General features: G+C 56.1%; 23 protein-coding genes and 6 tRNA genes. 12 read left to right on the top strand and 17 right to left on the bottom strand.

Features of this window, described 5'->3' with window-relative positions; translation table 11 throughout:
* Positions 1-5: 5 nt before the first annotated feature.
* Entirely contained in the window at positions 6-917 is a 912-nt protein-coding gene (gene cysM / locus GQR96_RS17850) for a cysteine synthase CysM (protein WP_049115264.1), read from the top strand.
* On the opposite strand, the gene GQR96_RS17845 is transcribed toward cysM, so the two are convergent.
* Positions 914-1,309, bottom strand: coding sequence for a YybH family protein (locus GQR96_RS17845; RefSeq protein ID WP_049115266.1), 396 nt, complete (start codon positions 1,307-1,309; stop codon positions 914-916). The genes cysM and GQR96_RS17845 overlap by 4 nt on opposite strands.
* 163 nt (positions 1,310-1,472) lie before the next feature.
* Entirely contained in the window at positions 1,473-2,771 is a 1,299-nt protein-coding gene (gene ptsJ, locus GQR96_RS17840) for a MocR-like B6 salvage transcription factor PtsJ (RefSeq protein WP_065802933.1), read from the bottom strand.
* Positions 2,772-2,853: 82 nt separating this feature from the next.
* Here ptsJ and pdxK point away from each other — a divergent pair, with 82 nt between their 5' ends.
* The gene (gene pdxK / locus GQR96_RS17835; RefSeq protein WP_069734071.1) at positions 2,854-3,720 is read left to right on the top strand and encodes a pyridoxine/pyridoxal/pyridoxamine kinase; all 867 of its coding nucleotides are present in this window, start codon (positions 2,854-2,856) and stop codon (positions 3,718-3,720) included.
* Complete coding sequence (locus tag GQR96_RS17830; protein WP_017900460.1) at positions 3,717-3,956, top strand: hypothetical protein; 240 nt, start codon at positions 3,717-3,719, stop codon at positions 3,954-3,956. The genes pdxK and GQR96_RS17830 overlap by 4 nt, the downstream gene beginning before the upstream one ends.
* Positions 3,957-3,996: 40 nt before the next feature.
* On the opposite strand, the gene crr is transcribed toward GQR96_RS17830, so the two are convergent.
* From crr to cysZ, 5 genes are all read right to left on the bottom strand, one after another.
* Positions 3,997-4,506 (bottom strand): PTS glucose transporter subunit IIA, encoded by a 510-nt coding sequence (gene crr, locus GQR96_RS17825; RefSeq protein ID WP_000522253.1) that lies wholly within the window; start codon positions 4,504-4,506, stop codon positions 3,997-3,999.
* 42 nt (positions 4,507-4,548) lie between these two features.
* On the bottom strand, positions 4,549-6,276 hold the full coding sequence (ptsI, locus tag GQR96_RS17820; RefSeq protein WP_004201998.1) for a phosphoenolpyruvate-protein phosphotransferase PtsI: 1,728 nt from the start codon (positions 6,274-6,276) through the stop codon (positions 4,549-4,551).
* Between the two features lie 44 nt (positions 6,277-6,320).
* Positions 6,321-6,578 carry a phosphocarrier protein Hpr gene (ptsH, locus tag GQR96_RS17815; protein ID WP_002913505.1) on the bottom strand — a complete coding sequence of 86 codons (258 nt, stop codon included), beginning with the start codon at positions 6,576-6,578 and terminating at the stop codon, positions 6,321-6,323.
* A 380-nt stretch (positions 6,579-6,958) separates the two neighbouring features.
* Positions 6,959-7,930, bottom strand: coding sequence for a cysteine synthase A (gene cysK, locus GQR96_RS17810; protein WP_004202001.1), 972 nt, complete (start codon positions 7,928-7,930; stop codon positions 6,959-6,961).
* A 176-nt stretch (positions 7,931-8,106) separates the two neighbouring features.
* A complete protein-coding gene (gene cysZ, locus GQR96_RS17805) occupies positions 8,107-8,868 on the bottom strand; it encodes a sulfate transporter CysZ (protein ID WP_017900461.1) in 762 nt (253 codons plus the stop codon).
* A 230-nt stretch (positions 8,869-9,098) separates the two neighbouring features.
* On the opposite strand from cysZ, the gene zipA reads away from it, so the two are divergent.
* The 3 genes from zipA to GQR96_RS17790 all read left to right on the top strand — a co-directional run bounded on the left by zipA (position 9,099) and on the right by GQR96_RS17790 (position 12,465).
* Positions 9,099-10,160, top strand: coding sequence for a cell division protein ZipA (gene zipA, locus GQR96_RS17800; RefSeq protein ID WP_004202003.1), 1,062 nt, complete (start codon positions 9,099-9,101; stop codon positions 10,158-10,160).
* 69 nt (positions 10,161-10,229) lie between these two features.
* Positions 10,230-12,245, top strand: a complete 2,016-nt coding sequence (ligA, locus tag GQR96_RS17795) for an NAD-dependent DNA ligase LigA (protein WP_004202005.1) — start codon at positions 10,230-10,232, stop codon at positions 12,243-12,245.
* Position 12,246: 1 nt separating this feature from the next.
* On the top strand, positions 12,247-12,465 hold the full coding sequence (locus tag GQR96_RS17790; protein WP_004202007.1) for a DUF3820 family protein: 219 nt from the start codon (positions 12,247-12,249) through the stop codon (positions 12,463-12,465).
* Here the strand turns inward: GQR96_RS17790 and GQR96_RS17785 are convergent.
* Positions 12,462-13,460 carry a bile acid:sodium symporter family protein gene (locus GQR96_RS17785; RefSeq protein ID WP_004202009.1) on the bottom strand — a complete coding sequence of 333 codons (999 nt, stop codon included), beginning with the start codon at positions 13,458-13,460 and terminating at the stop codon, positions 12,462-12,464. The two genes, GQR96_RS17790 and GQR96_RS17785, sit on opposite strands and share 4 nt — an antisense overlap.
* A gap of 88 nt (positions 13,461-13,548) precedes the next feature.
* Here GQR96_RS17785 and GQR96_RS17780 point away from each other — a divergent pair, with 88 nt between their 5' ends.
* Positions 13,549-14,475: a LysR family transcriptional regulator gene (locus GQR96_RS17780; RefSeq protein ID WP_065903346.1), complete on the top strand. Its 927-nt coding sequence runs from the start codon at positions 13,549-13,551 to the stop codon at positions 14,473-14,475.
* Positions 14,476-14,561: 86 nt separating this feature from the next.
* On the opposite strand, the gene GQR96_RS17775 is transcribed toward GQR96_RS17780, so the two are convergent.
* The 4 genes from GQR96_RS17775 to GQR96_RS17760 all read right to left on the bottom strand — a co-directional run bounded on the left by GQR96_RS17775 (position 14,562) and on the right by GQR96_RS17760 (position 14,960).
* Positions 14,562-14,637 (bottom strand) — tRNA-Lys (locus GQR96_RS17775).
* A gap of 4 nt (positions 14,638-14,641) precedes the next feature.
* Positions 14,642-14,717 (bottom strand) — tRNA-Val (locus GQR96_RS17770).
* A gap of 46 nt (positions 14,718-14,763) precedes the next feature.
* Positions 14,764-14,839 (bottom strand) — tRNA-Val (locus GQR96_RS17765).
* Between the two features lie 45 nt (positions 14,840-14,884).
* Positions 14,885-14,960: transfer RNA gene (locus GQR96_RS17760), tRNA-Val, on the bottom strand.
* A gap of 259 nt (positions 14,961-15,219) precedes the next feature.
* Between GQR96_RS17760 and gltX the strand changes: the two genes are divergently transcribed.
* Positions 15,220-16,638: a glutamate--tRNA ligase gene (gene gltX, locus GQR96_RS17755; RefSeq protein WP_004202014.1), complete on the top strand. Its 1,419-nt coding sequence runs from the start codon at positions 15,220-15,222 to the stop codon at positions 16,636-16,638.
* A gap of 54 nt (positions 16,639-16,692) precedes the next feature.
* On the opposite strand, the gene GQR96_RS17750 is transcribed toward gltX, so the two are convergent.
* Both GQR96_RS17750 and GQR96_RS17745 read right to left on the bottom strand, forming a co-directional pair.
* Positions 16,693-17,085, bottom strand: a complete 393-nt coding sequence (locus GQR96_RS17750) for a MerR family transcriptional regulator (protein WP_057216533.1) — start codon at positions 17,083-17,085, stop codon at positions 16,693-16,695.
* Positions 17,086-17,088: 3 nt separating this feature from the next.
* Positions 17,089-17,442, bottom strand: coding sequence for a YfeC-like transcriptional regulator (locus GQR96_RS17745; RefSeq protein ID WP_004202017.1), 354 nt, complete (start codon positions 17,440-17,442; stop codon positions 17,089-17,091).
* Positions 17,443-17,661: 219 nt separating this feature from the next.
* On the opposite strand from GQR96_RS17745, the gene GQR96_RS17740 reads away from it, so the two are divergent.
* The 3 genes from GQR96_RS17740 (at position 17,662) to GQR96_RS17730 (ending at position 20,235) form a co-directional block, all read left to right on the top strand.
* Positions 17,662-17,737, top strand: a tRNA-Ala gene (locus tag GQR96_RS17740).
* A gap of 41 nt (positions 17,738-17,778) precedes the next feature.
* A tRNA-Ala gene (locus GQR96_RS17735) sits at positions 17,779-17,854 on the top strand.
* Between the two features lie 209 nt (positions 17,855-18,063).
* Positions 18,064-20,235: an EAL domain-containing protein gene (locus tag GQR96_RS17730; RefSeq protein ID WP_065903342.1), complete on the top strand. Its 2,172-nt coding sequence runs from the start codon at positions 18,064-18,066 to the stop codon at positions 20,233-20,235.
* 48 nt (positions 20,236-20,283) lie between these two features.
* On the opposite strand, the gene nupC is transcribed toward GQR96_RS17730, so the two are convergent.
* Complete coding sequence (nupC, locus tag GQR96_RS17725; RefSeq protein ID WP_012540950.1) at positions 20,284-21,486, bottom strand: nucleoside permease NupC; 1,203 nt, start codon at positions 21,484-21,486, stop codon at positions 20,284-20,286.
* A gap of 345 nt (positions 21,487-21,831) precedes the next feature.
* On the opposite strand from nupC, the gene GQR96_RS17720 reads away from it, so the two are divergent.
* Entirely contained in the window at positions 21,832-23,073 is a 1,242-nt protein-coding gene (locus GQR96_RS17720; RefSeq protein WP_069135914.1) for an Nramp family divalent metal transporter, read from the top strand.
* A gap of 57 nt (positions 23,074-23,130) precedes the next feature.
* Here the strand turns inward: GQR96_RS17720 and GQR96_RS17715 are convergent, their stop codons facing one another.
* Positions 23,131-23,484, bottom strand: a complete 354-nt coding sequence (locus GQR96_RS17715; RefSeq protein ID WP_069135912.1) for a DUF2502 domain-containing protein — start codon at positions 23,482-23,484, stop codon at positions 23,131-23,133.
* Between the two features lie 130 nt (positions 23,485-23,614).
* The gene (locus GQR96_RS17710; protein WP_069135910.1) at positions 23,615-24,607 is read right to left on the bottom strand and encodes an aldo/keto reductase; all 993 of its coding nucleotides are present in this window, start codon (positions 24,605-24,607) and stop codon (positions 23,615-23,617) included.
* Positions 24,608-24,682 lie beyond the last annotated feature (75 nt).

The following is a 24,682-nucleotide window of genomic DNA, read 5'->3' as shown; positions in this document are numbered from 1 at the left end:
ACATCGTGAATACACTCGAACACACCATCGGCAATACCCCGCTGGTCAAACTTCAGCGTCTCGGACCGGACAACGGCAGCGAAATCTGGGTCAAACTCGAAGGCAATAATCCGGCCGGTTCGGTGAAAGATCGCGCTGCGCTGTCGATGATCGTCGAAGCGGAAAAGCGCGGCGAAATTCAGCCCGGCGACGTGCTGATCGAAGCGACCAGCGGCAACACCGGTATCGCGCTGGCGATGATCGCCGCGCTGAAAGGCTACCGGATGAAGCTGCTGATGCCCGACAACATGAGCCAGGAGCGCCGGGCCGCGATGCGCGCCTACGGCGCCGAGCTGATCCTGGTCACCAAAGAGCAGGGGATGGAGGGGGCTCGCGACCTGGCCCTCGAGATGGCTCAGCGCGGGGAGGGCAAACTGCTCGATCAGTTTAACAACCCGGACAACCCCTACGCCCACTACACCACAACCGGGCCGGAAATCTGGCAGCAGACCGCAGGGCGTATCACCCACTTTGTCTCCAGTATGGGGACCACCGGCACCATTACCGGCGTGTCACGATTTCTGCGCGAACAGAGTAAACTGGTGACCATTGTCGGCCTGCAGCCGGAGGAGGGCAGCAGTATTCCCGGGATCCGCCGCTGGCCGGCAGAGTATATGCCGGGGATCTTTAACGCTTCGCTGGTGGATGCGGTGCTGGATATTCATCAGCAGGATGCCGAGAACACCATGCGTCAGCTGGCGGTGCGGGAAGGCATTTTCTGCGGCGTCAGCTCTGGCGGCGCGGTAGCCGGGGCGTTACGTATCGCCCGCGAAAATCCAGGCGCGGTGGTGGTGGCGATCGTCTGCGATCGCGGCGATCGCTACCTCTCCACCGGCGTGTTCGGCGAGGAACACTTTAGCCAGGGAGCGGGTATTTAATCATCGAGCAGGTCGGTGCCGTAGGAGTTATCGACCGTGCACAACCAGCGCTCCCCCTGCTTCTGAAAGACATAGGTTGCGCGTCGCGTAACCTGTGTTGTTCCCTGTGCCGTCGGGATATCCAGCCGGGTCTCCATTATCACCAGCGCATTGCCGCCGCCCTCAATGACCTCCATTTTCCCCTGGGTCACTATCAGCCGGTGCTGGAAATAGTCGGCAATGGCGATAAACGCTTTGCGGATATTCTCTTTCCCTCTGACCACCATGCCCGGTTTGACGACCAGCGCGGCGTCTTCCGCGTAATAGCCCATCAGGGTATCGTAATCTTCCTGCGAGATAGCGCGGTCGCAGGCTTCGATGACTGCTTTTAGGGTCAGGTCAATGTGATGCATCTCTGGTGCTCCTTATTGTGAGCGATGTGTCCGCCACCGTGAGCGTTTCATCCGTTTCGACGATCCGGGCATGCAGGTAAGACTACGCCTGTTTTCGTTTATTTTTACAGTAACTTGTCGGCAGTAGCTACCACTCCCCGATGTGTTCGACGCACTGCCTGCGTCAGGGAGCGTCTAAGACCTGGGCTATATCGGCCGCCAGGCGGGCAATCTCATCGTCATTCAGGCGGCCCAGCGACAGGCGTAGCCCGTGGGAGGGCGTACGAATGCCAAACACCTCCCCCTCGCGGACCAGCCAGCCGGCGCGGGCCAGCCGTAAGGCGTAGGGCTGGCTCGCCGTTGGCAGCGGCAGCCAGAAATTAAGGCCGTCGCCAGGCGTAGCATGGCTGTAGCCGTGCCGGGCTAGCGCTGCCGCCAGTTTCTCATTCTGCTGGCGATAGTGACGGCGGGTCTCCGTCATCGAGGCGATAAATGCCTCATCGGTGAGACAGGCCAGCGTCAGATCCTGCAGCAGATGGCTGACCCACTGGCTGCCGGCGTTAAGCCGCAGGCGCAGCGCCGAGGAGGTGTCGATATCGCTGGCAATAAAGGCCAGCCGCAGGTCGGGCCCGAGGGTTTTTGACATCGAACGCACCACCGCCCAGCGCTGGGTGCTCGCGGGCAGAGGAGAAAACCAGGGCGTAGCCGACAGCAGGGCAAAATGGTCATCGACGATCGCCAGCACCTGCGGATAACGGACCAGCACCTCCCGCAGGGCATGCGCCCGGGTTTCCGTCAGGCTACAGCCGGTAGGATTGTGCGCGCGCGGGGTTAAGATCACCGCCCGCGCGCCGTTGCGTAACGCCTCCTCCAGCCCGACAGGATCCATCCCCTCGGCATCCACCGCCACCGGGCAGGGGGTAAAGCCAGCGTAACGCACCATATTGATGCTGCTAAGAAAACAGGGATCTTCAACCACCACGCCGTCGCCGGGGAGCAGCAAGGCGCACAGCAGACGCTCCAGCGCGTCAATCGCCCCGCTGGCGAGGTTCAGGGCAAAGGGAACGGTTATCTCCCCGGAAAACCATGCCTCAGCCCATTCGCCAAGCCGCGGCTCGATGGGGGCATCGCCATACAGGTGGGGCGTGCGGGCAATTTGGCCCAGATAGCGTGCTAAATCAGGCAGCCTGGCGGGGTCCGGATTGCCGCTGGAGAGATCGTTCAGCGGCGTCGTGGGGTCACCGCCCTCCAGCGCCGGCAGCGGATCCCGTGCTTTGATGGCCGTGCCGTTTCGTCCCTGGCTCACGGCCAGACCAGATGTCACCAGCCGTTTATAGGCGGCGGCGACGGTATTGCGATTCACCGCCAGCTGGCTGGCGAGCTCGCGTACCGGCGGCAGAACCTCTCCGGGCTGCAAGCCACCGCTCTGCACCAGATGGCGGATATGATCGAAGATATCGCTGGCGGTTTTTCCGGCAAACATTATTGACCTATGACAAAATGAAATTTAGCATAGGACGAATCATAATCAGAGCGTGACCCGCTGTCCAGCGGGGGGAGAAAAGATGGGCCAGCAAGATGACATACAATCAGTGCTCTTTCACGACAAAAGCCGGGCGTCGGAAGTCGATATCGTCGCCGTGCAGTCGCAGGTAGTTTACGGCAGCGTCGGCAACAGCATCGCGGTACCGGCGATTAAACAGCACGGTTTGCGCGTGCTGGCGGTGCCGACGGTGCTGTTCAGCAATACGCCCCATTATGAGACGTTCTATGGCGGCATTATCCCGGAGGAGTGGTTTGTCGGGTACCTGCAGGCGCTTGAGGAGCGCGACGCGTTGCGCGAACTGCGTGCGGTGACCACCGGCTATATGGGCAACGCCGTGCAAATTGAACGCCTGGCGCAGTGGCTGACGCGGGTCCGTGACCGCCATCCCGATCTCTGTATTCTGGTGGATCCGGTGATTGGCGATGTCGACAGCGGCATCTACGTCAAGGCCGAGATCCCGGACGCCTATCGTCAGCACCTGCTGCCGCTGGCGCAAGGGATCACCCCTAATCTGTTTGAGCTGGAGACGCTGAGCGGCCGGCGCTGTCGCAATCAGCAGGAGGCGGTCGCCGCGGCGCGAAGCCTGCTGTCGGACAGGCTCAAGTGGGTGGTGATCACCAGCGCGCCAGGAGAGGCCGCTTCGACAATCAATGTGCTGGTGGTGACGGCCGATGCAGTGCAGGTGGTGGTTCACCCGCGGGTGGAGACGGACTTGAAGGGTACCGGCGATCTGTTTTGCGCTGAGCTGGTGAGCGGGTTGCTTTCGGGCCTGGCGCTGGGAGCAGCGACGGAAGCAGCCGCCCAGCGCGTGCTGGAGGTGATGAACTGGACTGCCGCGCAGGGGTGTGACGAACTGATCCTGCCGCCGCTGGAGCAACACAGATGAAAAGCTATCGGTTAGTGATCCGTCAGCAGGGACGCATTGTTGGTCATTTTGATACCACAGGGGAGGCGGCGCTGGAGGATGCCTGCGTGGCGCGGTCGCTGTTCGGCCTGGCCGGTGGATATCAGTGCGAACTGCTGGTCTCTGACGGCGAGCGGCGCATTCTGGAGAGCACCCCGGAAGGATTGCGTCTCTTATCTCGCGAAAAATGCTATCAGCCGGTGACCCACGCGATATAAAAAAATGGCGCCTTTCGGCGCCATTTCTATGCAGCAATCATTACTTCTTGATGCGGATTACCGGGGTTTCACCCACGGTCACGCTACCGGACAGTTTGATCAGCTCTTTGATCTCGTCCATGTTGGAGATAACCACCGGAGTCAGGGTAGACTTGGCTTTCTCTTCCAGCAGCGGCAGATCGAATTCGATAACCGGGTCGCCGACTTTCACGCGCTGGCCTTCTTCAGCGATACGCTTGAAGCCTTCGCCTTTCAGTTCAACGGTATCAATACCGAAGTGAACGAACAGCTCGATGCCGCTATCAGATTCAATAGAGAACGCATGGTTGGTTTCGAAAATTTTACCAATGGTACCGTCTACCGGCGCGACCATTTTGTTGCCGGTCGGTTTGATGGCAATCCCATCGCCCACAATTTTTTCCGCAAAAACCACATCCGGCACGTCTTCAATGTTGACGATCTCACCGGAGAGGGGAGCAACAATCTCAATAGTTCCGGTGTCTTTCTTGTCATCAGAAACCAGAGATTTCAATTTATCAAACAAACCCATGATCTTCTCCTAAGCAGTAATTTGGGCCGCGCATCTCGTGGATTAGCAGATTGTTTTTTCTTCAATGAACTTGTTAACCAGCGTCATTAACTCGTCCGTTGTCGGTTGAGCAAGAGCCTGCTCTGCTAATACTTTCGCATCTTCGAAGTTCGTGTTACGAATAATCTTCTTGATGCGCGGGATGGAAATGGCGCTCATAGAGAATTCGTCCAGCCCCATACCCAGCAACAGAAGTGTAGCACGTTCATCGCCCGCAAGCTCACCGCACATGCCAGTCCATTTACCTTCAGCGTGAGAAGCATCAATAACTTGCTTAATCAGATTCAGTACAGACGGTGACATCGGCTGGTAAAGATGTGAAATCATATCATTACCACGGTCAACTGCCAGAGTATATTGCGTTAAATCATTGGTGCCGATACTAAAGAAATCAACTTCTTTGGCCAGATGACGAGCAATGGTCGCCGCAGCCGGTGTTTCCACCATCACGCCGATCTCAATGGATTCGTCAAATGCTTTACCTTCGTCACGCAGTTCCTGTTTGTAGATTTCGATCTCTTTCTTCAGCGCACGCACTTCTTCAACAGAGATGATCATCGGGAACATAATGCGCAGCTTACCGAAAGCGGAGGCACGCAGGATGGCGCGAACCTGATCGCGGAGGATCTCTTTACGATCCATGGCGATACGCACGGCACGCCAGCCGAGGAACGGGTTCTCTTCTTTCGGGAAGTTCATGTACGGCAGCTCTTTGTCGCCGCCGATGTCCATGGTACGCACGATAACGGCCTGAGAGCCACAGGCTTCAGCCACCGCTTTATAAGCCGCAAACTGCTCTTCTTCGGTTGGCAGCGCGTCGCGATCCATGAACAGGAATTCAGTACGATACAGGCCTACGCCTTCGGCGCCGTTGCGCTCAGCACCTTCGACGTCGCGAACGGTACCGATGTTGGCGCACACTTCAACCTGATGGCCGTCGAGAGTAATCGCCGGCAGATCTTTCAGTTTCGCCAGTTCGGCTTTTTCTTCCGCAACCTGAGCCTGCAGATTACGCAGCGCTTCAATTTGCTCGTTAGACGGGTTGATCAGAACCTGGTTGTTCACCGCGTCGAGAATCAGATAGTCGCCGTTTTTCACCTGCGCCGTGATGCTGCCGGTGCCCACGATGGCCGGCAGTTCCAGGGAACGTGCCATGATGGAGGTGTGGGAGGTACGGCCGCCCGCGTCGGTGATGAAACCCAGCACTTTTTTCAGGTTCAGCTGTGCGGTTTCAGACGGGGTCAGATCGGCGGCGACGAGGATGACTTCATCCTGAATCGCGCTCAGATCGATGATAGCCAGACCAAGGATGTTGCGCAGCAGGCGCTTACCGATATCACGTACGTCAGCCGCACGTTCTTTCAGGTATTCATCGTCCAGCTCTTCCAGGGCAGTGGCCTGACCGTCGATAACTTCATTGGCTGCCGCGTCGGCAGTCATGTGCTTATCTTTAATCAGGGCTATGATTTCCTGCTCAAGCTCCTCATCTTCCAGCAGCATAATATGCCCTTCGAAGATGGCTTCTTTTTCTTCACCGAAAGTTTCACCAGCTTTGGTTTTGATGACCTCCAGCTGGGCGGAGGCCTTGGCGCGGCCGCTCAGGAAACGTTCGACTTCCTGATCAACCTTATCGGCAGAAATTTTCTTCCGGTCGATGACAATTTCATCTTCCTTCAGCAGCAGTGCTTTGCCGAAGGCGATACCCGGGGATGCTAAAATGCCTGAAATCATAACCCTACCTTACTTGTGACTGATATGAAAAAGAACCCGTGAACTTACTCGAGTTCAGCCATCAGTTTAACCAGATGCTCAACAGCTTTCTGCTCATCTTCGCCTTCCGCGGAGAGGGTCACTACGGTGCCCTGGGTCAGGCCCAGAGTCTGCAGTTTGAACAGGCTTTTGGCGCTGGCGCTTTTGCCGTTGGAGGTTACAGTGATCTCAGAAGTGAAGCCTTTAGCTTCTTTAACAAACTGAGCAGCAGGGCGGGTGTGCAGACCGTTCGGAGCGGTAATGGTAACTTCTTGCTGGAACATTATATTTCCCCAACTTATAGGTTTAGTGTTGTGGACCTAAAGTCTAGTCTAACGACTCGACTTTAGCCTGTATTGTTAGCGCCGGCGTTACGTTTCCGGCCTTGGCGTCGGCAGCGCCTGGCGCTGCGAAGACCTGCGGGCCATTGACGTCTAGCACGTCATTAAACATTATGCCGCGAAAGGAAGACTTGAACCAAATCATAAAATCGATTCAGCTGGCGGAAATCCTCTTCTGAATAATTTCGCGCATCAAAATAAATGTGCTGGTTAAATACCAGACCCTACGAGGTGAATCAATGCCAGGAGGGGTAAAACTTTGACGTATGCCACAAAAAAGCACCTGAAAAGGTGCTTTTTTACACATTATTTACAAGCTGGCACTACTGTTGCAGTTCTTTCTCGGTGAAGAGATCGGCAAACAGCGCGGTGCTTAAATAACGCTCACCCGAGGAAGGCAGGATAACCACAATATTCTTATTGGTAAAGGCCTCATCTTCCTGCAGCTTCAGCGCCGCGGCAACGGCGGCCCCGGAAGAGATACCCGCCAGGATGCCTTCTTCTTCCATCAGGCGGCGTGCGGTGGAGATCGCTTCATCATTGGTGATGCCGATTACTTTGTCCACCAGCTTCAGATCCAGGTTGCCAGGAATGAAGCCGGCACCGATGCCCTGAATTTTGTGCGGGCCCGGCTTGAGCTCTTCACCCGCCAGCGCCTGGGAGATGACCGGCGAATCGGTCGGTTCAACCGCGACGGTGATCAGATCTTTTTTGCCCTTGGTGTTTTTAATGTAGCGGCTGACGCCGGTCAGCGTACCGCCGGTACCGACGCCGGAGATGAAGACATCCACCTGACCGTCGGTGTCTTCCCAGATTTCCGGACCGGTGGTCTTTTCGTGGATTTCCGGGTTAGCCGGGTTGCTGAACTGCTGCAGCAGCAGGAATTTTTCCGGGTTGCTGGCGACAATCTCTTCCGCTTTCTGAATGGCGCCTTTCATGCCTTTGGCGCCTTCGGTCAGCACCAGGTTGGCGCCCAGCGCTTTCAGAAGCTTACGACGCTCAATGCTCATGGTTTCCGGCATGGTTAGCGTTAGCTTGTAGCCGCGTGCCGCCGCCACGTAGGCGAGGGCGATACCGGTGTTGCCGCTGGTCGGTTCGACCAGTTCCACGCCAGGTTTCAGCACGCCGCGCTTTTCAGCATCCCAGATCATATTGGCGCCGATACGGCATTTTACGCTAAAGCTCGGGTTACGAGATTCTACCTTTGCCAGGATACGGCCGTTACCAATGCGGTTCAGTCGTACCAGCGGCGTATGACCGATAGTCAGGGAGTTGTCTTCAAAAATCTTACTCATGGCCCGTCCTTAACTGTATGAAATTTGGGGGTACGGCATCAGCATACCCGCTTAAAGAATATGCGGAAGTAAGGATTTAGCATATCTATATGCGTAAGGGAAATAATGATGAGCAAGAAGGAATAAGCGGAGATATAAGGAGCGGCGCTCGCCGCTCCCCGGGGGAGGTGTGACGACTACTTCCAGCTGGCGTGTCTGTCGCGATAGCAATCGACCCACATGGCGGTGGCGCCGCAGATAGCCACCGGGAGGATCACCAGGTTTAACACCGGGATCATGGTGAACAGGCTGGTGAGCGCGCCAAACTGCATATTCATCACCTTGCGGCTGCGCAGCGCTTCGCGCATGGTCCTGAAGGGGACCTTGTGGTTATCGAAGGGGTAATCGCAGTATTGAATCGCCAGCATCCATGCGCTGAACAGGAACCAGAGTACCGGAGCCACCGTCTGGCCAACGCCGGGTATAAAGTAGAGCAGCAACAGCACGATGGCGCGGGGCAGGTACCATGCCAGCTTCTGCCACTCACGCTTCATGATGCGTGGAATATCCTTCATGATGCCAAAGACGCCGACGTCCGGCGGGGTGGCGCCAGTCAGACGCGCTTCCAGCTGTTCCGCCAGCAGGCCGCTGAACGGGGCGGCAATCCAGTTGGCAATAGTAGAAAAGAAGTAGCCAAACACCAGCAGGATCGACAGCACCACCACCGGCCACAGCAGGTAGTTCAGCCACTGCAGCCAGTCAGGTACATGGCTCATCAGCGAAGGGATCCAGCTGTCGAGACGGGTAAACAGCCACCAGAAAGCACCGCCCATCAGCAGCACGTTAACCAGTAAAGGCAGGAAGACATAACGACGTATGCCCGGCAGCCCGATGAGTTTCCAGCCCTGCGAAAAATAGTGTACGCCGCTACGCGGGGTCGGTGCGGATGATGAAACCATAGCCAGGCATTGCTCCTTTTTTAACATCCAGTGTGAATGCTCGCTTATTTTATCGGGTCGTCAGACAATAACCAGTTAGGAAATGTTCGAAAAAACAGCAAAAAGCACGATTTAGTTCATCTTTATGTGGTGAAAGCGACCGACGCACTTGCACTTGAGGTAATCGGCAAATACTCTTAGTGAGTAAATGTTTGCCGTGGTGGCAAGGTGTTAGAACAACAGAGAATATAATGATGCAGGATTTGCGTCTGATATTAATCATTGTTGGCGCGATCGCCATAATCGCTTTACTGGTACATGGTTTCTGGACCAGCCGTAAAGAACGTTCTTCGATGTTTCGCGATCGCCCACTGAAACGTATGAAGTCGCGCGACGATGAGTCGGAAAACGACGACTTTGATGATAATGTTGAAGGCGTAGGTGAAGTCCGCGTTCATCCGGTGACTCACGCTCCGCACGGCGCGCATGGGGAGCATGAAGCCCCTCGTCAGGCGCCGCAGCACCAGTACCAGCCGCCTTACGAGCGCCAGATGCAGCAGCCTGTGCGTCCTGAGGAACCGGTTCGTCAGGCGCCGCCGCCGCGCCAGGCCCCGGTACAACCGCAGGGACAACCGTCTGCGCCGCATGCGGCTCCACAGCCGGGCTGGCAACAGCCGCAACCCGCGCAGCCGCCCGTGCAACCGCAACACCAGCCGCAGCCTGTTGTGCAACAGCCTGTCGCGCCGCAGCCGGTGACCCCGACCGTCGCCCAGCCGCAGCCGGCCGCTCCGCAGCAGCCTGCGCCACAGCCTGTTGCCGCGCCGCAGCCCGCGGTGGCTGAACCGCAGCCGACAGAGCCGCAGCAGCCTGCAGCGCCGCAGCCGAAAGAGCGTAAAGAGACGGTCATCGTGATGAACGTCGCCGCGCACCATGGCGCGCAGCTTAACGGCGAGGTGCTTATCAATAGCATCCAGCAGGCTGGCTTCAAGTTTGGTGAAATGAATATTTTCCACCGCCATCTGAGCCCGGACGGCAGCGGCCCGGTGCTGTTCAGCCTGGCCAACATGGTGAAGCCGGGGACCTTCAATCCGGACAGCATGGCGGATATGATGACCCCTGGGGTGACTATCTTTATGCAGGTCCCTTCCTACGGTGATGAACTGCAGAACTTCAAGCTGATGCTGCAGTCTGCGCAGTATATCGCCGATGAAGTGGGCGGCGTGGTGCTTGACGATCAGCGTCGCATGATGACGCCGCAAAAACTGCGTGAATACCAGGATCGTATTCGCGAAGTGAAAGACGCGAACGCCTGACGTCCCGCGTTATCTCAACTCCTTCTCAACCCCCGCCTGTCGGGGGTTTTTTATCATTGATGGTGTGATATGGAACCGATCGAACAACAACTGACTGAACTGCGAACCACGCTTCGCCATCATGAATACCTGTACCACGTTATGGACGCGCCGGAAGTGCCCGATGCGGAGTATGACCGGCTGATGCGCGAGCTGCGCGAGCTGGAGAGCCAGCATCCGGAGCTGATTACCCCGGATTCGCCGACTCAGCGCGTGGGGGCGGCGCCACTGACCGCCTTCAGCCAGATCCGCCATGAAGTGCCGATGCTGTCACTGGACAACGTGTTTGACGAAGAGAGCTTTCTGGCCTTCAACAAGCGGGTGCTGGATCGCCTGAAAAGCACTGACCCGCTCATCTACTGCTGCGAGCTGAAGCTCGACGGCCTTGCGGTGAGCATTCTCTACGAAAACGGCGTGCTGGTGCAGGCGGCGACCCGCGGCGACGGCACCACCGGCGAGGATATTACCTCTAACGTGCGAACCATCCGCACCATCCCGCTCAGGCTGCATGGCGATAATATCCCCGCACGCCTGGAGGTGCGCGGGGAAGTGTTCCTCCCGCAGGCCGGGTTCGAAAAAATCAATGAAGAAGCTCGCCGCACCGGCGGAAAAGTGTTTGCTAACCCGCGCAATGCGGCGGCGGGCTCGTTGCGCCAGCTGGACCCGCGCATCACCGCGAAGCGACCGCTTACTTTCTTCTGCTACGGCGTTGGGGTGCTGGAGGGCGGTGAGCTGCCGGCCAGCCACTCGGCCCGTTTACAGCAGTTTAAAGCATGGGGATTACCGGTGAGCGATCGCGTCACTCTTTGCCATACCCCCGAGGAAGTGCTCACTTACTATCGTAAAGTCGAGGAAGATCGTCCCCATCTGGGCTTTGACATTGATGGCGTGGTGATCAAAGTCGATTCGCTGGCGCTGCAGGAACAGCTGGGTTTCGTCGCCCGCGCGCCGCGCTGGGCCGTGGCCTTTAAGTTCCCGGCCCAGGAGCAGATGACTTTCGTCCGGGACGTGGAGTTCCAGGTGGGTCGCACCGGGGCGATTACGCCGGTGGCGCGCCTGGAGCCGGTCCATGTCGCCGGCGTGCTGGTGAGCAATGCCACTTTGCATAACGCCGATGAGATTGAACGCTTAGGCTTGAAAATCGGCGACAAGGTGGTGATTCGCCGGGCAGGCGACGTGATCCCTCAGGTGGTCAACGTGGTGCTTTCCGAACGTCCGGCAGATGCCCGGGATGTTGAATTCCCGACCCACTGCCCGGTCTGTCAGTCAGACGTTGAGCGAGTGGAAGGCGAGGCGGTAGCCCGCTGTACCGGCGGCCTTATCTGCGGCGCGCAGCGCAAAGAGTCGCTCAAACACTTTGTCTCCCGTCGCGCGCTGGACGTTGACGGCATGGGCGATAAGATCATCGACCAGCTGGTGGAGAAAGAGTACGTCCATACCCCGGCGGATCTGTTCCGGCTGACCGCAGGGAAACTGACCGGGCTGGATAGGATGGGGCCGAAGTCCGCGCAAAACGTGGTCAACGCTCTCGAGAAAGCCAAAGAGACAACCTTCGCGCGTTTCCTCTACGCCTTGGGCATTCGCGAGGTAGGAGAAGCCACGGCGGCAGGCCTGGCGGCGCATTTTGGCACCCTCGAAGCCCTGGAGCAGGCTTCCATTGAGGAGCTGCAGAAGGTCCCTGATGTCGGCATCGTCGTCGCCACACATACTTTCAACTTCTTTGCCGAAGAGAGCAACCGCGATGTCATCGCGCAGCTGCTGGCGGAAGGGGTTCACTGGCCGGCGCCGGTGGTGGTGAAGGCGGAAGAGATTGACAGCCCGTTTGCAGGCAAAACCGTCGTCCTGACCGGCAGCCTCAGTCAGTTGTCGCGGGATGATGCCAAAGCGCGTCTGGTGGCGCTGGGGGCGAAGGTGGCGGGCAGCGTGTCGAAGAAAACCGATCTGGTGATTGCAGGCGAAGCGGCGGGTTCTAAGCTGGCGAAAGCGCAGGAGCTCGGCATCGAGGTGATTGACGAAGCCGAAATGATGCGCCTGTTGGGAGAATAACGTGGATAAAGCGCAGCTGGTCGAGATCGCCAATACCGAGATGCCGTTCGGTAAATACAAGGGGCGTCGTTTAATCGATGTCCCGGAGGAGTATTTATTGTGGTTCGCGCGCAAGGATCAATTCCCTGCCGGCCATCTCGGCGAGCTGATGGCGCTGACCCTGCTGATTAAAAGCGAGGGGCTGAGCGATCTGGTCCAGCCCCTGAAGAAAGCGCGTTAGGCTTTGGCGGCGTTAGTTTTTTCCTGAGCGAGACGCGCATCGGTTTGCCGTTTATAGCGCCGCGCCAGCACCGCGCAGACCATCAGCTGGATTTGATGGAAGATCATCAGCGGCAGCACCATGATGCCGAGGATGGAGGTCGGGAAGAGAATATTGGCCATCGGGATGCCGTTGGCCAGGCTCTTTTTCGAACCGCAGAAGACGATGGTAATTTCATCGGCTTTGTTAAAGCCGCAGCGGCGGGCGACGAACACGTTGACCGCGATGACGATGGCCAGCAGCACCAGGCTGACTACCACGATAAACAGCAGCGATCCCAGGCCCACTTTATGCCAGATCCCGTTCACCACCGCCTCGCTAAAGGCGGAGTAGACCACCAGCAGAATCGAGGTCTGGTCGGTCTTACCAATCCACTTCTTATGCTTCGCCACCCAGTTGCCGATCCACGGCCGCGATAAATGGCCGAGCACGAAAGGCAACAGCAGCTGCAGCATGATCTTTCCGACCTGCTCGAGGCTACCGCCTGCGCCGTGAAGGTTCATCAGGACCCCCACCAGCAGTGGTGAAACAAAGATGCCCAACAGGCTGGAGGCCGAAGCTGAGCAGACCGCCGCCGCGACGTTGCCTCCGGCCAGCGAGGTGAAGGCGATGGCGGATTGCACGGTGGCCGGCAGAATGCACAAATAAATAAAGCCGCTGTAGAGCATCGGATCGACCTTCACCGGCGCCCACCAGGCAAACAGAACCCCCAGCACCGGGAAGAGGATAAAGGTGCTGCACATCACCCACAGATGCAAACGCCAGTGGCTGCCGCCGGCGATAATTGCCTCCCGGGAGAGTTTGGCGCCATGCATAAAGAACAGCAGGGCGATGGCGGCGGTGGTGAGATGTTCAAAGAAGGGGACGAAAGCGCCACGGGCCGGGAAGAATGAGGCCAACAGGACAACGGTGACCAGGGTTGCCGTAAACGGATCGAGAATGCGGAAAAGTTTCATAAACGCTCCTGAAAAGAGATGCGCTATTGTGCTTTTTTTGATTTGAGAAATAAAATTGATTTATTGCATCTATTCATGAATTAAAAAGATGAATTACTCTCTGCGTCAGTTAAAAGTATTCGTTACCGTTGCCCGCGCCAGGAGCTTTAGCCGGGCGGGGGAGATGATTGGCTTAAGCCAGTCGGCCGTCAGCCACAGCGTCAAGGAGCTGGAGCATCAGACCGGAGTCCGTCTCCTTGACCGTACCACCCGGGAGGTGGTCCTCACCGAGGCGGGTCAGCAGCTGGCAGGCAGGCTGGAGCGTTTGCTCGATGAGCTTGCGGTGACGCTGCGCGATGCCGGTCGGGTAGGCCAGCAGCTGAGTGGCACCGTTAAGGTCGCCGCCAGTCAGACGATTTCCGCCCACCTTATTCCGCAGTGTATTGCTCACAGTAATCGACGTTATCCTGATATCGATTTTGTGCTGCACGACCGGCCCCAGCAGTGGGTCCTGGAGAGTATTCGCCAGGGAGAAGTGGATTTTGGCATCGTGATTGATCCGGGCCCGGCGGCCGATCTGCAGTGCGAGGTGGTCCTGGCGGAACCTTTTTTGCTGCTCTGCGGGGAGGATCATCCTTTTGCCAGACTGACTGAAGTGCCGTGGCAGGCGCTACAGAATGAGAGACTGATCCTGCAGGACTATGCTTCCGGCAGCCGTCCGCTGATTGATGCGGCGCTCAGCAGGCTGGCTGTCCGGGCGAACATTGTGCAGGAGATTGGCCATCCGGCAACGCTGTTTCCGATGGTGGAATCGGGAATTGGCATCAGCGTACTGCCGGCGCTGGCGCTGCCGTTACCGCAGGGAAGCCATCTGGCGGTGAAGCGACTGACTCCGGTAATGGAGCGGCAGCTGATGCTGGCATGCCGGAAAAACCGCTCGCTGTCGACCGCCGCCCAGGCGTTATGGGAAATCGTGCGAGAAGAAGGGGGCAATCTCACCGCCGCCAGGGTTGAAGATCCGCTGTATCAGCGTTGATCGCGGTTTATCGCCACGGGGAAGCTCGTGGCCGGGGCTGTGTTCCACGCATAGCAAAAAGGCGCCTTTAGGGCGCCTTTTTACATTGGTGGGTCGTGCAGGATTCGAACCTGCGACCAATTGATTAAAAGTCAACTGCTCTACCAACTGAGCTAACGACCCGAAGTGGTGGGTGATGACGGGATCGAACCGCCGACCCCCTCCTTGTAAGGGAGGTGCTCTCCCAGCTGAGCTAATCACCCACTTCGGTACTTCACATTTTGACAGAAAATTCAGCTGGCGAGAAAGTGGTGGGTGATGACGGGATCGAACCGCCGACCCCCTCCTTGTAAGGGAGGTGCTCTCCCAGCTGAGCTAATCACCCACTTCTCAATTTTCTGTTCTACACGGCGGAGACTACGTTAAGTAGTGGTGGGTGATGACGGGATCGAACCGCCGACCCCCTCCTTGTAAGGGAGGTGCTCTCCCAGCTGAGCTAATCACCCCCGCTGTGTGGAGTCGCATTATAGGGAGAGTTGAAAATGAGTCAACGCCTTTTCTAAAGAATTCGTTCGTTCGTCGTAAAATTAAACAAAGCGATCGTAAAACCGGCGTCATAGCATGATTTATAAACAAAAATGGCAAACCGCGACGTTCCGACGGGAACAACATTGAGGAATCAGCCCACGGTGTTAGAATATTGACCCATAATTTCCACCGGACATTGCCGTCTATCGGCATCTTTATTAAACGTAAGGCCAATTCATGAAAATCAAAACTCGCTTCGCGCCAAGCCCAACCGGCTATCTGCACGTTGGCGGTGCGCGTACTGCTCTCTATTCCTGGCTTTTTGCCCGTAACCACGGCGGTGAGTTTGTACTGCGTATTGAAGACACCGATCTCGAACGCTCCACCCCGGAAGCAATTGAAGCCATCATGGATGGCATGAACTGGCTGAATCTGCAATGGGACGAAGGTCCCTATTACCAGACCAAACGTTTCGATCGTTATAACAACGTGATCGATGAGATGCTGGAAGCCGGTACCGCTTATAAATGCTATTGCTCGAAAGAGCGTCTGGAAGCGTTGCGCGAAGAGCAGATGGCGAACGGTGAGAAGCCGCGTTACGATGGCCGCTGCCGCCATAGCCACGAGCATCATGCCGACGATGAGCCGTGCGTGGTGCGTTTCGCCAACCCGCAGGAAGGGTCAGTTATTTTTGACGATCAGATCCGCGGACCTATCGAGTTCAGCAACCAGGAGCTGGACGATCTGATCATTCGCCGTACCGATGGTTCCCCGACCTACAACTTCTGCGTCGTCGTGGATGACTGGGACATGGCGATCACCCACGTGATCCGTGGTGAAGATCATATCAATAACACGCCGCGCCAGATCAACATCCTTAAAGCGCTGAACGCGCCGGTGCCGGTATACGCGCACGTATCGATGATTAACGGCGACGATGGCAAGAAACTCTCCAAGCGCCACGGGGCGGTCAGCGTGATGCAGTATCGCGACGATGGCTACCTGCCGGAAGCGTTGCTTAACTATCTGGTGCGTCTGGGCTGGTCCCATGGCGATCAGGAGATCTTCACCCGCGAAGAGATGATCGAGTTCTTCTCGCTGGGGGCGGTCAGCAAATCCGCCAGTGCGTTCAACACCGACAAGCTGCTGTGGCTGAACCATCATTACATCAATACGCTGCCGGCGGAGTATGTGGCGACCCATCTGCAGTGGCATATCGAGCAGGAAAATATCGATACCCGCAACGGTCCGCAGCTGGCCGAGTTGGTGAAGCTGCTCGGCGAGCGTTGCAAAACGCTGAAAGAGATTGCCCAGAGCTGCCGCTACTTCTATGAAGAGTTCGCTGAGTTCGACGCCGACGCGGCGAAGAAACATTTGCGTCCGGTAGCGCGTCAGCCGCTGGAGGTCGTCCGCGACAAGCTGGCGGCGATTAGCGACTGGACGGCGGAAAACGTCCACCACGCGATTCAGGCAACCGCTGATGAGCTGGAAGTGGGCATGGGTAAAGTCGGTATGCCGCTGCGCGTGGCCGTTACCGGTGCTGGGCAGTCTCCTGCGCTTGACGTAACCGTCCATGCAATCGGCAAGTCCCGTAGCGTAGAGCGTATCAATAAAGCGCTGGCTTTTATCGCTGAGCGCGAAGGCCAGGCGTCCTGACGGGGACGTAGATGATATAACGGCAGGATATACTCCTGCCGTTTTTTTTGTCTGTTATACCGGGCTGGCGATGCCGAGGCGGGCAAGAAAACCGCTAATCCCTTCCCGGGCCAGCAGGTCGCGGAGCTGCAGCTGTTCTGCCGGAGTCATCAGTTGCAGGGTTTCTGTGATTTGCCGCCAGATCGCGTCCGCCTCATTGACCAGGTAAGCGCCTGGCGATTCCGCGAGATGATTGTCGCTAAAAAGATGGCGTCTGGCGGGAATGTTAGTCAAAAACTCACGCACCGGTTGGTCGATGACCACCAGTCGCGCTCGTCCCCCTTTAACGCCGGGTATCGCTTCTGTGCGCCATTTCTTCTCCCGAACCCAGCGATTGATCGTTTGTCTGGCCAGCCCCAGGCAGTCGGCAAGCTCTGCGGGCGTCATTTTATCTTTTAGTTTCATCATGGTTTACCGATCGCGGATCCCTAACCGAAGCAGTAACCCGGTGATCCCCTCGCGCAGCAACAGCGACATAAGCTGCTTCTGCTCGCTGGGGGTGAGTTCTTTACAGAGGGTCAGCAGCAGCGATTCCAGATCGCTGTCGTGGGGAGAATAGGTGCCGGGCGTCTCCGCCACGCGCTGGGCGCTGCGGATAAACTCCCTGACTTGCTCATTGACATGGACCAGGCGCGCCTTGCCGCCCTGGACGCCAGGCCGCGGAGAGGTCTGCCAGCCTTCTTTCCGCACCCACTTATTGATAGTTTGCCGACTGTAGCCGGTCAGATGGGCGATTTCTTCAGGTGTCATTCGTTCCTTGAGCATACTATTTCCTGAGTAAATGTATGGGAATTAGCTGTCCATGTTATAGCATCCTTTTACTGGAAAAGGTGACCTGTTTAACTTCTGGCTGCGATAAGGCTCGCAATGTCAGCAGGTTGCCTGCTTTTTCAGCGATTGAATCGAGAAGGATAATTTTGCCGTTGACACCTGAGCGAGGAATTCATATTATGCCGCCCGTCAACACGACACGCTTTACGTTACGGGGCTATAGCTCAGCTGGGAGAGCGCTTGCATGGCATGCAAGAGGTCAGCGGTTCGATCCCGCTTAGCTCCACCAAATTCTGCACCCAGCGGATTTGGTTCGTAAAGAGGTCCTGTGGGGCTATAGCTCAGCTGGGAGAGCGCTTGCATGGCATGCAAGAGGTCAGCGGTTCGATCCCGCTTAGCTCCACCAAAATTCAGAACCCTCGCTTCGGCGGGGGTTTTTGTTTTTATCTATTTTCATGTAAAGCATTTTCTGCTTAAGTCAGTTAATCTCCAGCAATTAAAATCGAAAGTAATTTCAGACTTTTTCCTGATAAATCACCTTGCCTGCCCTAAATAAGCAACATAACATTTCCCCCATTAAACGTAATGAGGTTGCCGGAGTTTTAATTAACAATAATGGTTGATAAAATTAACATTAATATCAAAAAAACTCTGTTGGCCTTTATCGTCTGTTTAGTCGCTATTCCGCTGGCTCGTTTTATTTCACCGCAAACGGTTATTGATGGCAATCTTATTTATATTGCCTGGCTGCCCATTAGCGTGATGTTTTCTGTTATTTTTATCTTTGGCCGCTATGCGATTGCGCCATTAATCCTCGCATTTGCCATCACCAATTGCTTTCTTATTAAATTAACGCTACCGCAGGCGCTTATCTTACTCTTTTGTCAGCTGTTTGCGGTGTTCTTCTCCTGCGCTGTTCTAAGACTGATGGTGGGTAAGCGCTGGCGCTGTGGCCCGACGGCAAAACATATGGGAGCGCGGATCTTCTGGGGCGGCTTCTTCGCGCCGGTGCTGCTGAAACTCACCATGTACCTTGCCGGGCAATATTTTGCTTTTCCCTTATCTATTACCAGCTATTTTGGCAGTATGCCATTGATTTATACCGTAATAGATATTCAAAGTTTAATCAGCGCGGCATTAATTTTTACCACTTTTTTATATTATCCAATGCGGATGATTATCAATCCACGCTACGCCCGACGTTTCTGGCGGCAGGAATGTTTACCGTGGCTGGCAGCAAAATATCGTTCCTTTACGCTATATTGGTTTATTGCGCTGGCGGTGATATTAACGCTATTGTGTGCGCCGTATCAGTCTGAATTTATTGCCGGTTATTTAGTTCCGGTGATTTTTATCGTCTACTTTATCGGGATTAGCCGAATTGGTCATGCGCTGCTGCGTATTTCATGGTCGGTCTCGGCTTTTTTACTGGTGGTGTATAACAAAAACTTTCTCCAGGGCGTCCAAAGCGAGTATTCATTATCCTTTGTGCTCTCAGTGCTGATCTCCTTTACTATCTGTTTGTTTTATATGGCAGACACCTATGCCCGTAGCGACCGCAATAAACGCCGCTGGCGTAGTCAGGCGGAAGAAGATCCGCTGACTGGCTTGCCTAACCTGCGCGCGCTGGAGAGCCATTTACAGAGCTGTCCGCAGCAGGTTATCTGCAGCCTGCGTATTCATAATCTCGACTTTCTCAGCAGGCACTATGGCCTGATGATGGGGGTGGACTGTAAACGGCAGATAATTCGGGCGCTGCAACCGCTGCTGGGGGCAGCGGATAAAGTTTTCCAGGTGCCGGGCAGCGAGCTGATCCTCGTGCTTGACGGACCGGAGCCTTCGTCCCGTTTGCACCATATGGTCGCGGTTCTCAACCACAAAAAATTCAGCTGGCACAATCAGCCGCTGGATCTGGAGTTTGGCGCGGCCTGGGGCCGCGACGACGGTCAGCGCGAGGGACTTCACCAGATGCTGGGTCAGCTAAGCTGGCTTTCCGAACAGGCGGGTAGCGAACGTCGGGTGCTGGCCCTGGATGAGGAGCAGGAGCTGGTGGTGGATCAAACCACCGAACAGGTGCGCCTCCTCATGCGCGTCAAGCAGGTGCTTAAAGAGCGGGCGCTGATGCTCTATGCGCAGCCGATTCATAACAGGGAAGGGGAGGGATATCATGAGATCCTCACCCGCATGCGCTGTGGCGATAGCGTCATTATGCCCGATCAGTTTATCCCGTTGATTGTGCAGTTTAACCTCAGCCAACGTTTCGACATGCTGGTGCTGGAGACCTTGTTCAGCGTGCTTCATCAGCACCCTGGCCAGCGATTCTCGGTCAATCTGCTGCCTGCAACTCTAATGCAAAAGGACAGCGCCGCGCAGATTATCGCGCTGTTTCAACGCTATGCGGTCTCACCAGGCCTTATCACTATTGAAGTCACTGAAGAGCAGGCCTTCTCCAATGCCGACATCAGCCAGCAAAATCTTGAAGCGCTGCGCGCGTTTGGCTGTGCCATCGCCATTGATGACTTTGGCACCGGGTATGCGAACTATGAACGACTGAAGCATCTGCAGGCCGATATCATCAAGATTGACGGCTGCTTCGTTCGCGACATCCTCACTGACCCGCTGGATGCCATTATGGTGAAATCGATTGTTGAGATGGCGCGGGCGAAACAGATGAGCGTGGTGGCGGAATATGTCGAAAGCGAACCGCAAAAAGCGCGCTTGCTGGAGCTGGGGGTGAATTATCTGCAGGGCTACCTGGTGGGCAAGCCCCGGCCGCTGGGCGAATGACGGGTAAAAAAAAGCCGGGCATTGCCCGGCTCAGAGGACTGGCGCCTGTTACAGAACCAGAGCCGCAATTGAAGCAGACAGTACGCTGACCAGCGTGGAGCCGTAAACCAGCTTCAGACCGAAGCGTGAAACCACGTTGCCCTGTTCTTCGTTCAGACCCTTAATCGCCCCGGCGATGATGCCGATAGACGAGAAATTGGCGAAGGAGACCAGGAAGATAGAGATAATGCCTTCCGCACGCGGGGAGAGCGTCGAGGCGATTTTCTGCAGATCCATCATGGCGACGAATTCATTGGAGACCAGCTTGGTGGCCATAATACTACCCACCTGCAGCGCTTCGCTTGCCGGCACACCCATCACCCAGGCGACCGGGTAGAAGATATAGCCAAGGATCCCCTGGAAGGAGATGCTGTAGCCGAACCAGCCGGTGACGGTAGCGAACAGGGCGTTCAGCGCGGAGATCAGCGCGATGAAGCCGATCAGCATCGCCGCCACGATAATCGCAACTTTAAAGCCCGCCAGAATGTATTCGCCCAGCATCTCGAAGAAGCTTTGACCTTCGTGCAGATTCGACATCTGCAGATTTTCTTCACTCTCTTCCACGCGGTACGGGTTAATCAACGACAGCACGATAAAGGTGCTGAACATGTTGAGCACCAGCGCCGCGACGACGTACTTCGGCTGCAGCATGGTCATATACGCGCCGACGATGGACATCGATACGGTGGACATCGCGGTCGCTGCCATGGTGTACATACGGTTGCGCGACATTTTGCCGAGAATATCTTTATAGGCAATAAAGTTTTCCGACTGGCCGAGGATCAGCGAGCTGACGGCGTTGAAGGACTCCAGTTTGCCCATGCCGTTGATTTTCGACAGCACGGTACCGATGGCGCGGATAACAATCGGCAGGATGCGAATATGCTGCAAAATACCGATCAAAGCGGAAATGAAGACGATAGGGCACAGAACCTTAAGGAAGAAGAAGGCCAGACCTTTGTCGTTCATGCTGCCGAACACGAAGTTTGTCCCTTCGTTGGCAAAGCCGAGAAGTTTTTCAAACATCTCGGAGAAGCCTTTCACAAAACCCAGACCGATATCGGAGTTCAGGAAGAACCAGGCCAGCAGGACTTCAATGACAAGCAGTTGAACAACATAACGAATACGGATCTTTTTACGGTCATGACTGACCAACAGGGCCAGTATAGCCACCACAACGATCGCGAGGACAAAATGCAAGACGCGGTCCATAGTTGCTCCAAATATGAGGCAGGTTAAATTTCCGTGCACATTCTATGCAACGGCTTTAAAGAAAACGAGATCAATTGCACACTATTGCAAGGAACTGTGACCAATGGCAAAAATAGTGATCAAACATCCACTTTTGTTATGTTACGTAAAGGTTTTAAAAGTTGCATTCTTGTACTACTCTTAATATTTGGCGCGATCGGATTTTCTGACGCCCTTTTCCATATCCGGCCAGCAATTGTTCCCTCCTATCACAGCAATTATTATCTCCATTATAAATGAACTTGATAATCATTCGCATTTTGATAGCATGAAACATAGCAAAGGCTATATTTCCAGAGGCAGAAGATGACTAGCAGTCGCGTTGAGAATAGCAGTAGTCGCGCCGCGCGCAAGGTGAAGCTCGCCTTAATGGGGCCCGCTTTCGTCGCTGCCATTGGCTATATCGATCCGGGTAATTTCGCCACGAATATTCAGGCTGGCGCCAGCTTTGGCTATCAGCTGCTGTGGGTCGTAGTATGGGCCAACCTGATGGCGATGCTGATCCAGGTGCTCTCTGCCAAACTGGGCATTGCCACCGGTAAAAACCTGGCCGAGCAGATCCGCGACCATTACCCGCGCCCGGTGGTGTGGTTTTATTGGGTACAGGCGGAAATCATCGCCATGGCCACCGATCTGGCCGAATTTATCGGCGCTGCGATTGGCTTTAAGCTGGTGCTGGGCGTATCGCTTCTGCAAGGGGCGGTGCTGACCGGGGTGGCGACCTTCCTGATCCTGATGCTGCAGCGGCGCGGGCAAAAACCGCTGGAGAAGGTGATTGGCGGCTTGCTGCTGTTTGTTGCCGTCGCCTATGTCGTTGAATTGATCTTTTCCCAGCCCGCGCTGGCTCCCCTGACCAAAGGGCTGGCGATCCCTACGCTGCCCAACGGCGAGGCGGTATTCTTAGCCGCCGGGGTGCTGGGGGCCACTATTATGCCGCACGTGATCTACTTACACTCCTCGCTTACCCAGCATCTGCACGGCGGGACGCGAAAAGAACGCTATTACGCGACCCGCTGGGATGTGGCGATCGCCATGACCATTGCGGGGTTCGTTAACCTGGCGATGATGGCGACCGCCGCGGCGGCATTCCACTTCAACGGCCATACCGGCGTCGCCGATCTCGATCAGGCTTACAGAACGCTGGAGCCACTGCTGAGCCACGCGGCGGCGACCATCTTTGGCCTCAGCCTGGTCGCTGCAGGTTTATCCTCGACGGTGGTGGGGACTCTCGCAGGCCAGGTGGTCATGCAGGGCTTCATCCGCTTTCATATTCCGCTGTGGTTTCGCCGGGCGGTCACCATGCTGCCGTCGTTTGTCGTCATTCTGCTGGGACTGGATCCAACGCGTATTCTGGTGATGAGTCAGGTGTTGCTCAGCTTTGGTATTGCGCTTGCCCTGGTGCCGCTGCTGATATTTACCAGCAATGCAAAGCTAATGGGAGACCTGGTGAATACCCGTTGGGTGAGAGGCATCGGCTGGGCGATAGTCGCCATTGTGGTGAGCCTGAACGGCTGGTTAATTGTGGGATCGCTGCTCGGGGTGGATTGATGACTTCCTGCTGCGGAATAAAGCAAAGGGGAGCCGATGGGCTCCCCTTTTCGTCTGTTAGTGATGGCCATGTCCATGACCGCGTCCGCCGGGACCTCGTCCCCAGCCGCCGCGATGGTCGTCGCGGTCGCTCCAGCCCGCGCGATAGCCGCGCTCCCAGGCTTTATCTCTGCCTTTGTCCCAGCCGCGGTGCCAGCCGTTGTCATGACGATGCCAACGGTTATCACGCCATTCATAGTGACGACGCCAGTAATCACGGTCGCGCCAGCCGCCACCGTCCCAGTAGTTACCGTAATTGTCACGATCGCCTATTTGTAATTTTACCGATGGCAGCAGGGTGATTTCACCAGCGTTAGCGACTAGTGGCGCTGCGGCCAGCAGTACTGCTGCCAGAATCAGTGACCTGAACATACTCTTCTCCTTCACGATCGGGGCCGTAAGCGGCCTGTTAACCTGATATTACGGGCCGGTAAAGACCCGTCGCATCGGACGAACTCCGAAAGCGCAGAAAAGAGCACTTTTTGCTAAAGTAACATTTGCTTTACAGCGCCAGGATGGCATCAATCGCCGCGCACTCCCCGGCGCTGAAATGACGGTTTTTCAGCATCCCTACCGCATCATCCAGCTGGGCGGTTTTGCTGGCACCGATCAGCACGGAGGTGACTTTCTCCTCGCGCAGCACCCAGGCCAGCGCCATCTGCGACAGCTTCTGCCCGCGGGCTTCCGCCAGCGTATTCAGCTGACGAATTTTTTCTAATTTGGCGCGGGTCAGTTGCTCCGGCTGCAGAAAACGACTGCTGCTGGCGGCGCGTGAGTCTGCCGGAATGCCGTTAAGATAGCGGTCGGTTAGCTGGCCGCCGGACAGCGGTGAAAACGCTATACTTCCCACCCCTTCGGTCTGCAAAAAATCCAGTAATCCCTCTTCCACACCGCGTTCAAACATGGAGTAGCGAGGCTGGTGAATGACGCAGGGGGTGCCGAGGTCGTTAAGGATTTTCACCGCTTCTCGCGCCTGGGCGAGCGGATAGTTAGAGAGGCCGACGTACAACGCTTTACCCTGGCGGACAAGATGATCGAGCGCGCGCATCGTTTCCGTCAGCGGTGTCTCCGGGTCCGGGCGGTGATGATAAAAAATATCGACATACTCCAGCCCCATGCGCCGCAGGCTCTGGTTCAGACTGGCCACCAGGTATTTGCGTGAACCCCAGTCGCCGTAAGGGCCGTCCCACATGGTGTAACCCGCTTTGGTGGAGATGATCAACTCATCGCGATAGGGCAGGAGGGCCTCTTTAAGGATGCGGCCAAAATTGCTCTCCGCCGATCCCGGCGGCGGCCCATAATTATTGGCCAGGTCGAAATGGGTAATGCCGAGATCAAACGCGTGCAGGAGCATCTGCCGGCTGGTTTCCACCCGCGTTTCATCGCCAAAGTTATGCCACAGACCGAGAGAAATCGCCGGGAGCTGAAGGCCGCTGCGCCCGCAGCGACGATAGGCCATCGTTTGATATCGCGTGGTGCTTGCCTGGTAAACCATTCTTCCTCCGCAGATAAAACAGGGTGTGTATACGTTTACACTAATCAATGTTTTGCGTGGAGTACACCGCTTTTT

This window comes from Klebsiella sp. PCX (genome assembly GCF_021869705.1).
Lineage (GTDB): Bacteria > Pseudomonadota > Gammaproteobacteria > Enterobacterales > Enterobacteriaceae > Klebsiella > Klebsiella quasipneumoniae.
The sequence above is the reverse complement of the archived record's forward strand: the minus strand, read 5'-3'. Positions and strand labels throughout refer to the sequence as shown.

Bases quoted from the DNA above. Each gene is read 5' to 3' on its own strand.
- GQR96_RS17845 (WP_049115266.1), bottom strand. From the start codon at position 1,309: ATGCATCACATTGACCTGACCCTAAAAGCAGTCATCGAAGCCTGCGAC.
- zipA (WP_004202003.1), top strand. From the start codon at position 9,099: ATGATGCAGGATTTGCGTCTGATATTAATCATTGTTGGCGCGATCGCC.
- gltX (WP_004202014.1), top strand. From the start codon at position 15,220: ATGAAAATCAAAACTCGCTTCGCGCCAAGCCCAACCGGCTATCTGCAC.
- cysZ (WP_017900461.1), bottom strand. From the start codon at position 8,868: ATGGTTTCATCATCCGCACCGACCCCGCGTAGCGGCGTACACTATTTT.
- ptsJ (WP_065802933.1), bottom strand. From the start codon at position 2,771: ATGTTTGCCGGAAAAACCGCCAGCGATATCTTCGATCATATCCGCCAT.
- ligA (WP_004202005.1), top strand. From the start codon at position 10,230: ATGGAACCGATCGAACAACAACTGACTGAACTGCGAACCACGCTTCGC.
- ptsI (WP_004201998.1), bottom strand. From the start codon at position 6,276: ATGATTTCAGGCATTTTAGCATCCCCGGGTATCGCCTTCGGCAAAGCA.
- GQR96_RS17785 (WP_004202009.1), bottom strand. From the start codon at position 13,460: ATGAAACTTTTCCGCATTCTCGATCCGTTTACGGCAACCCTGGTCACC.
- nupC (WP_012540950.1), bottom strand. From the start codon at position 21,486: ATGGACCGCGTCTTGCATTTTGTCCTCGCGATCGTTGTGGTGGCTATA.
- GQR96_RS17710 (WP_069135910.1), bottom strand. From the start codon at position 24,607: ATGGTTTACCAGGCAAGCACCACGCGATATCAAACGATGGCCTATCGT.
- cysK (WP_004202001.1), bottom strand. From the start codon at position 7,930: ATGAGTAAGATTTTTGAAGACAACTCCCTGACTATCGGTCATACGCCG.
- GQR96_RS17720 (WP_069135914.1), top strand. From the start codon at position 21,832: ATGACTAGCAGTCGCGTTGAGAATAGCAGTAGTCGCGCCGCGCGCAAG.
- ptsH (WP_002913505.1), bottom strand. From the start codon at position 6,578: ATGTTCCAGCAAGAAGTTACCATTACCGCTCCGAACGGTCTGCACACC.
- GQR96_RS17780 (WP_065903346.1), top strand. From the start codon at position 13,549: ATGAATTACTCTCTGCGTCAGTTAAAAGTATTCGTTACCGTTGCCCGC.
- GQR96_RS17750 (WP_057216533.1), bottom strand. From the start codon at position 17,085: ATGATGAAACTAAAAGATAAAATGACGCCCGCAGAGCTTGCCGACTGC.
- GQR96_RS17830 (WP_017900460.1), top strand. From the start codon at position 3,717: ATGAAAAGCTATCGGTTAGTGATCCGTCAGCAGGGACGCATTGTTGGT.
- GQR96_RS17730 (WP_065903342.1), top strand. From the start codon at position 18,064: ATGGTTGATAAAATTAACATTAATATCAAAAAAACTCTGTTGGCCTTT.
- pdxK (WP_069734071.1), top strand. From the start codon at position 2,854: ATGGGCCAGCAAGATGACATACAATCAGTGCTCTTTCACGACAAAAGC.
- GQR96_RS17715 (WP_069135912.1), bottom strand. From the start codon at position 23,484: ATGTTCAGGTCACTGATTCTGGCAGCAGTACTGCTGGCCGCAGCGCCA.
- crr (WP_000522253.1), bottom strand. From the start codon at position 4,506: ATGGGTTTGTTTGATAAATTGAAATCTCTGGTTTCTGATGACAAGAAA.
- GQR96_RS17745 (WP_004202017.1), bottom strand. From the start codon at position 17,442: ATGCTCAAGGAACGAATGACACCTGAAGAAATCGCCCATCTGACCGGC.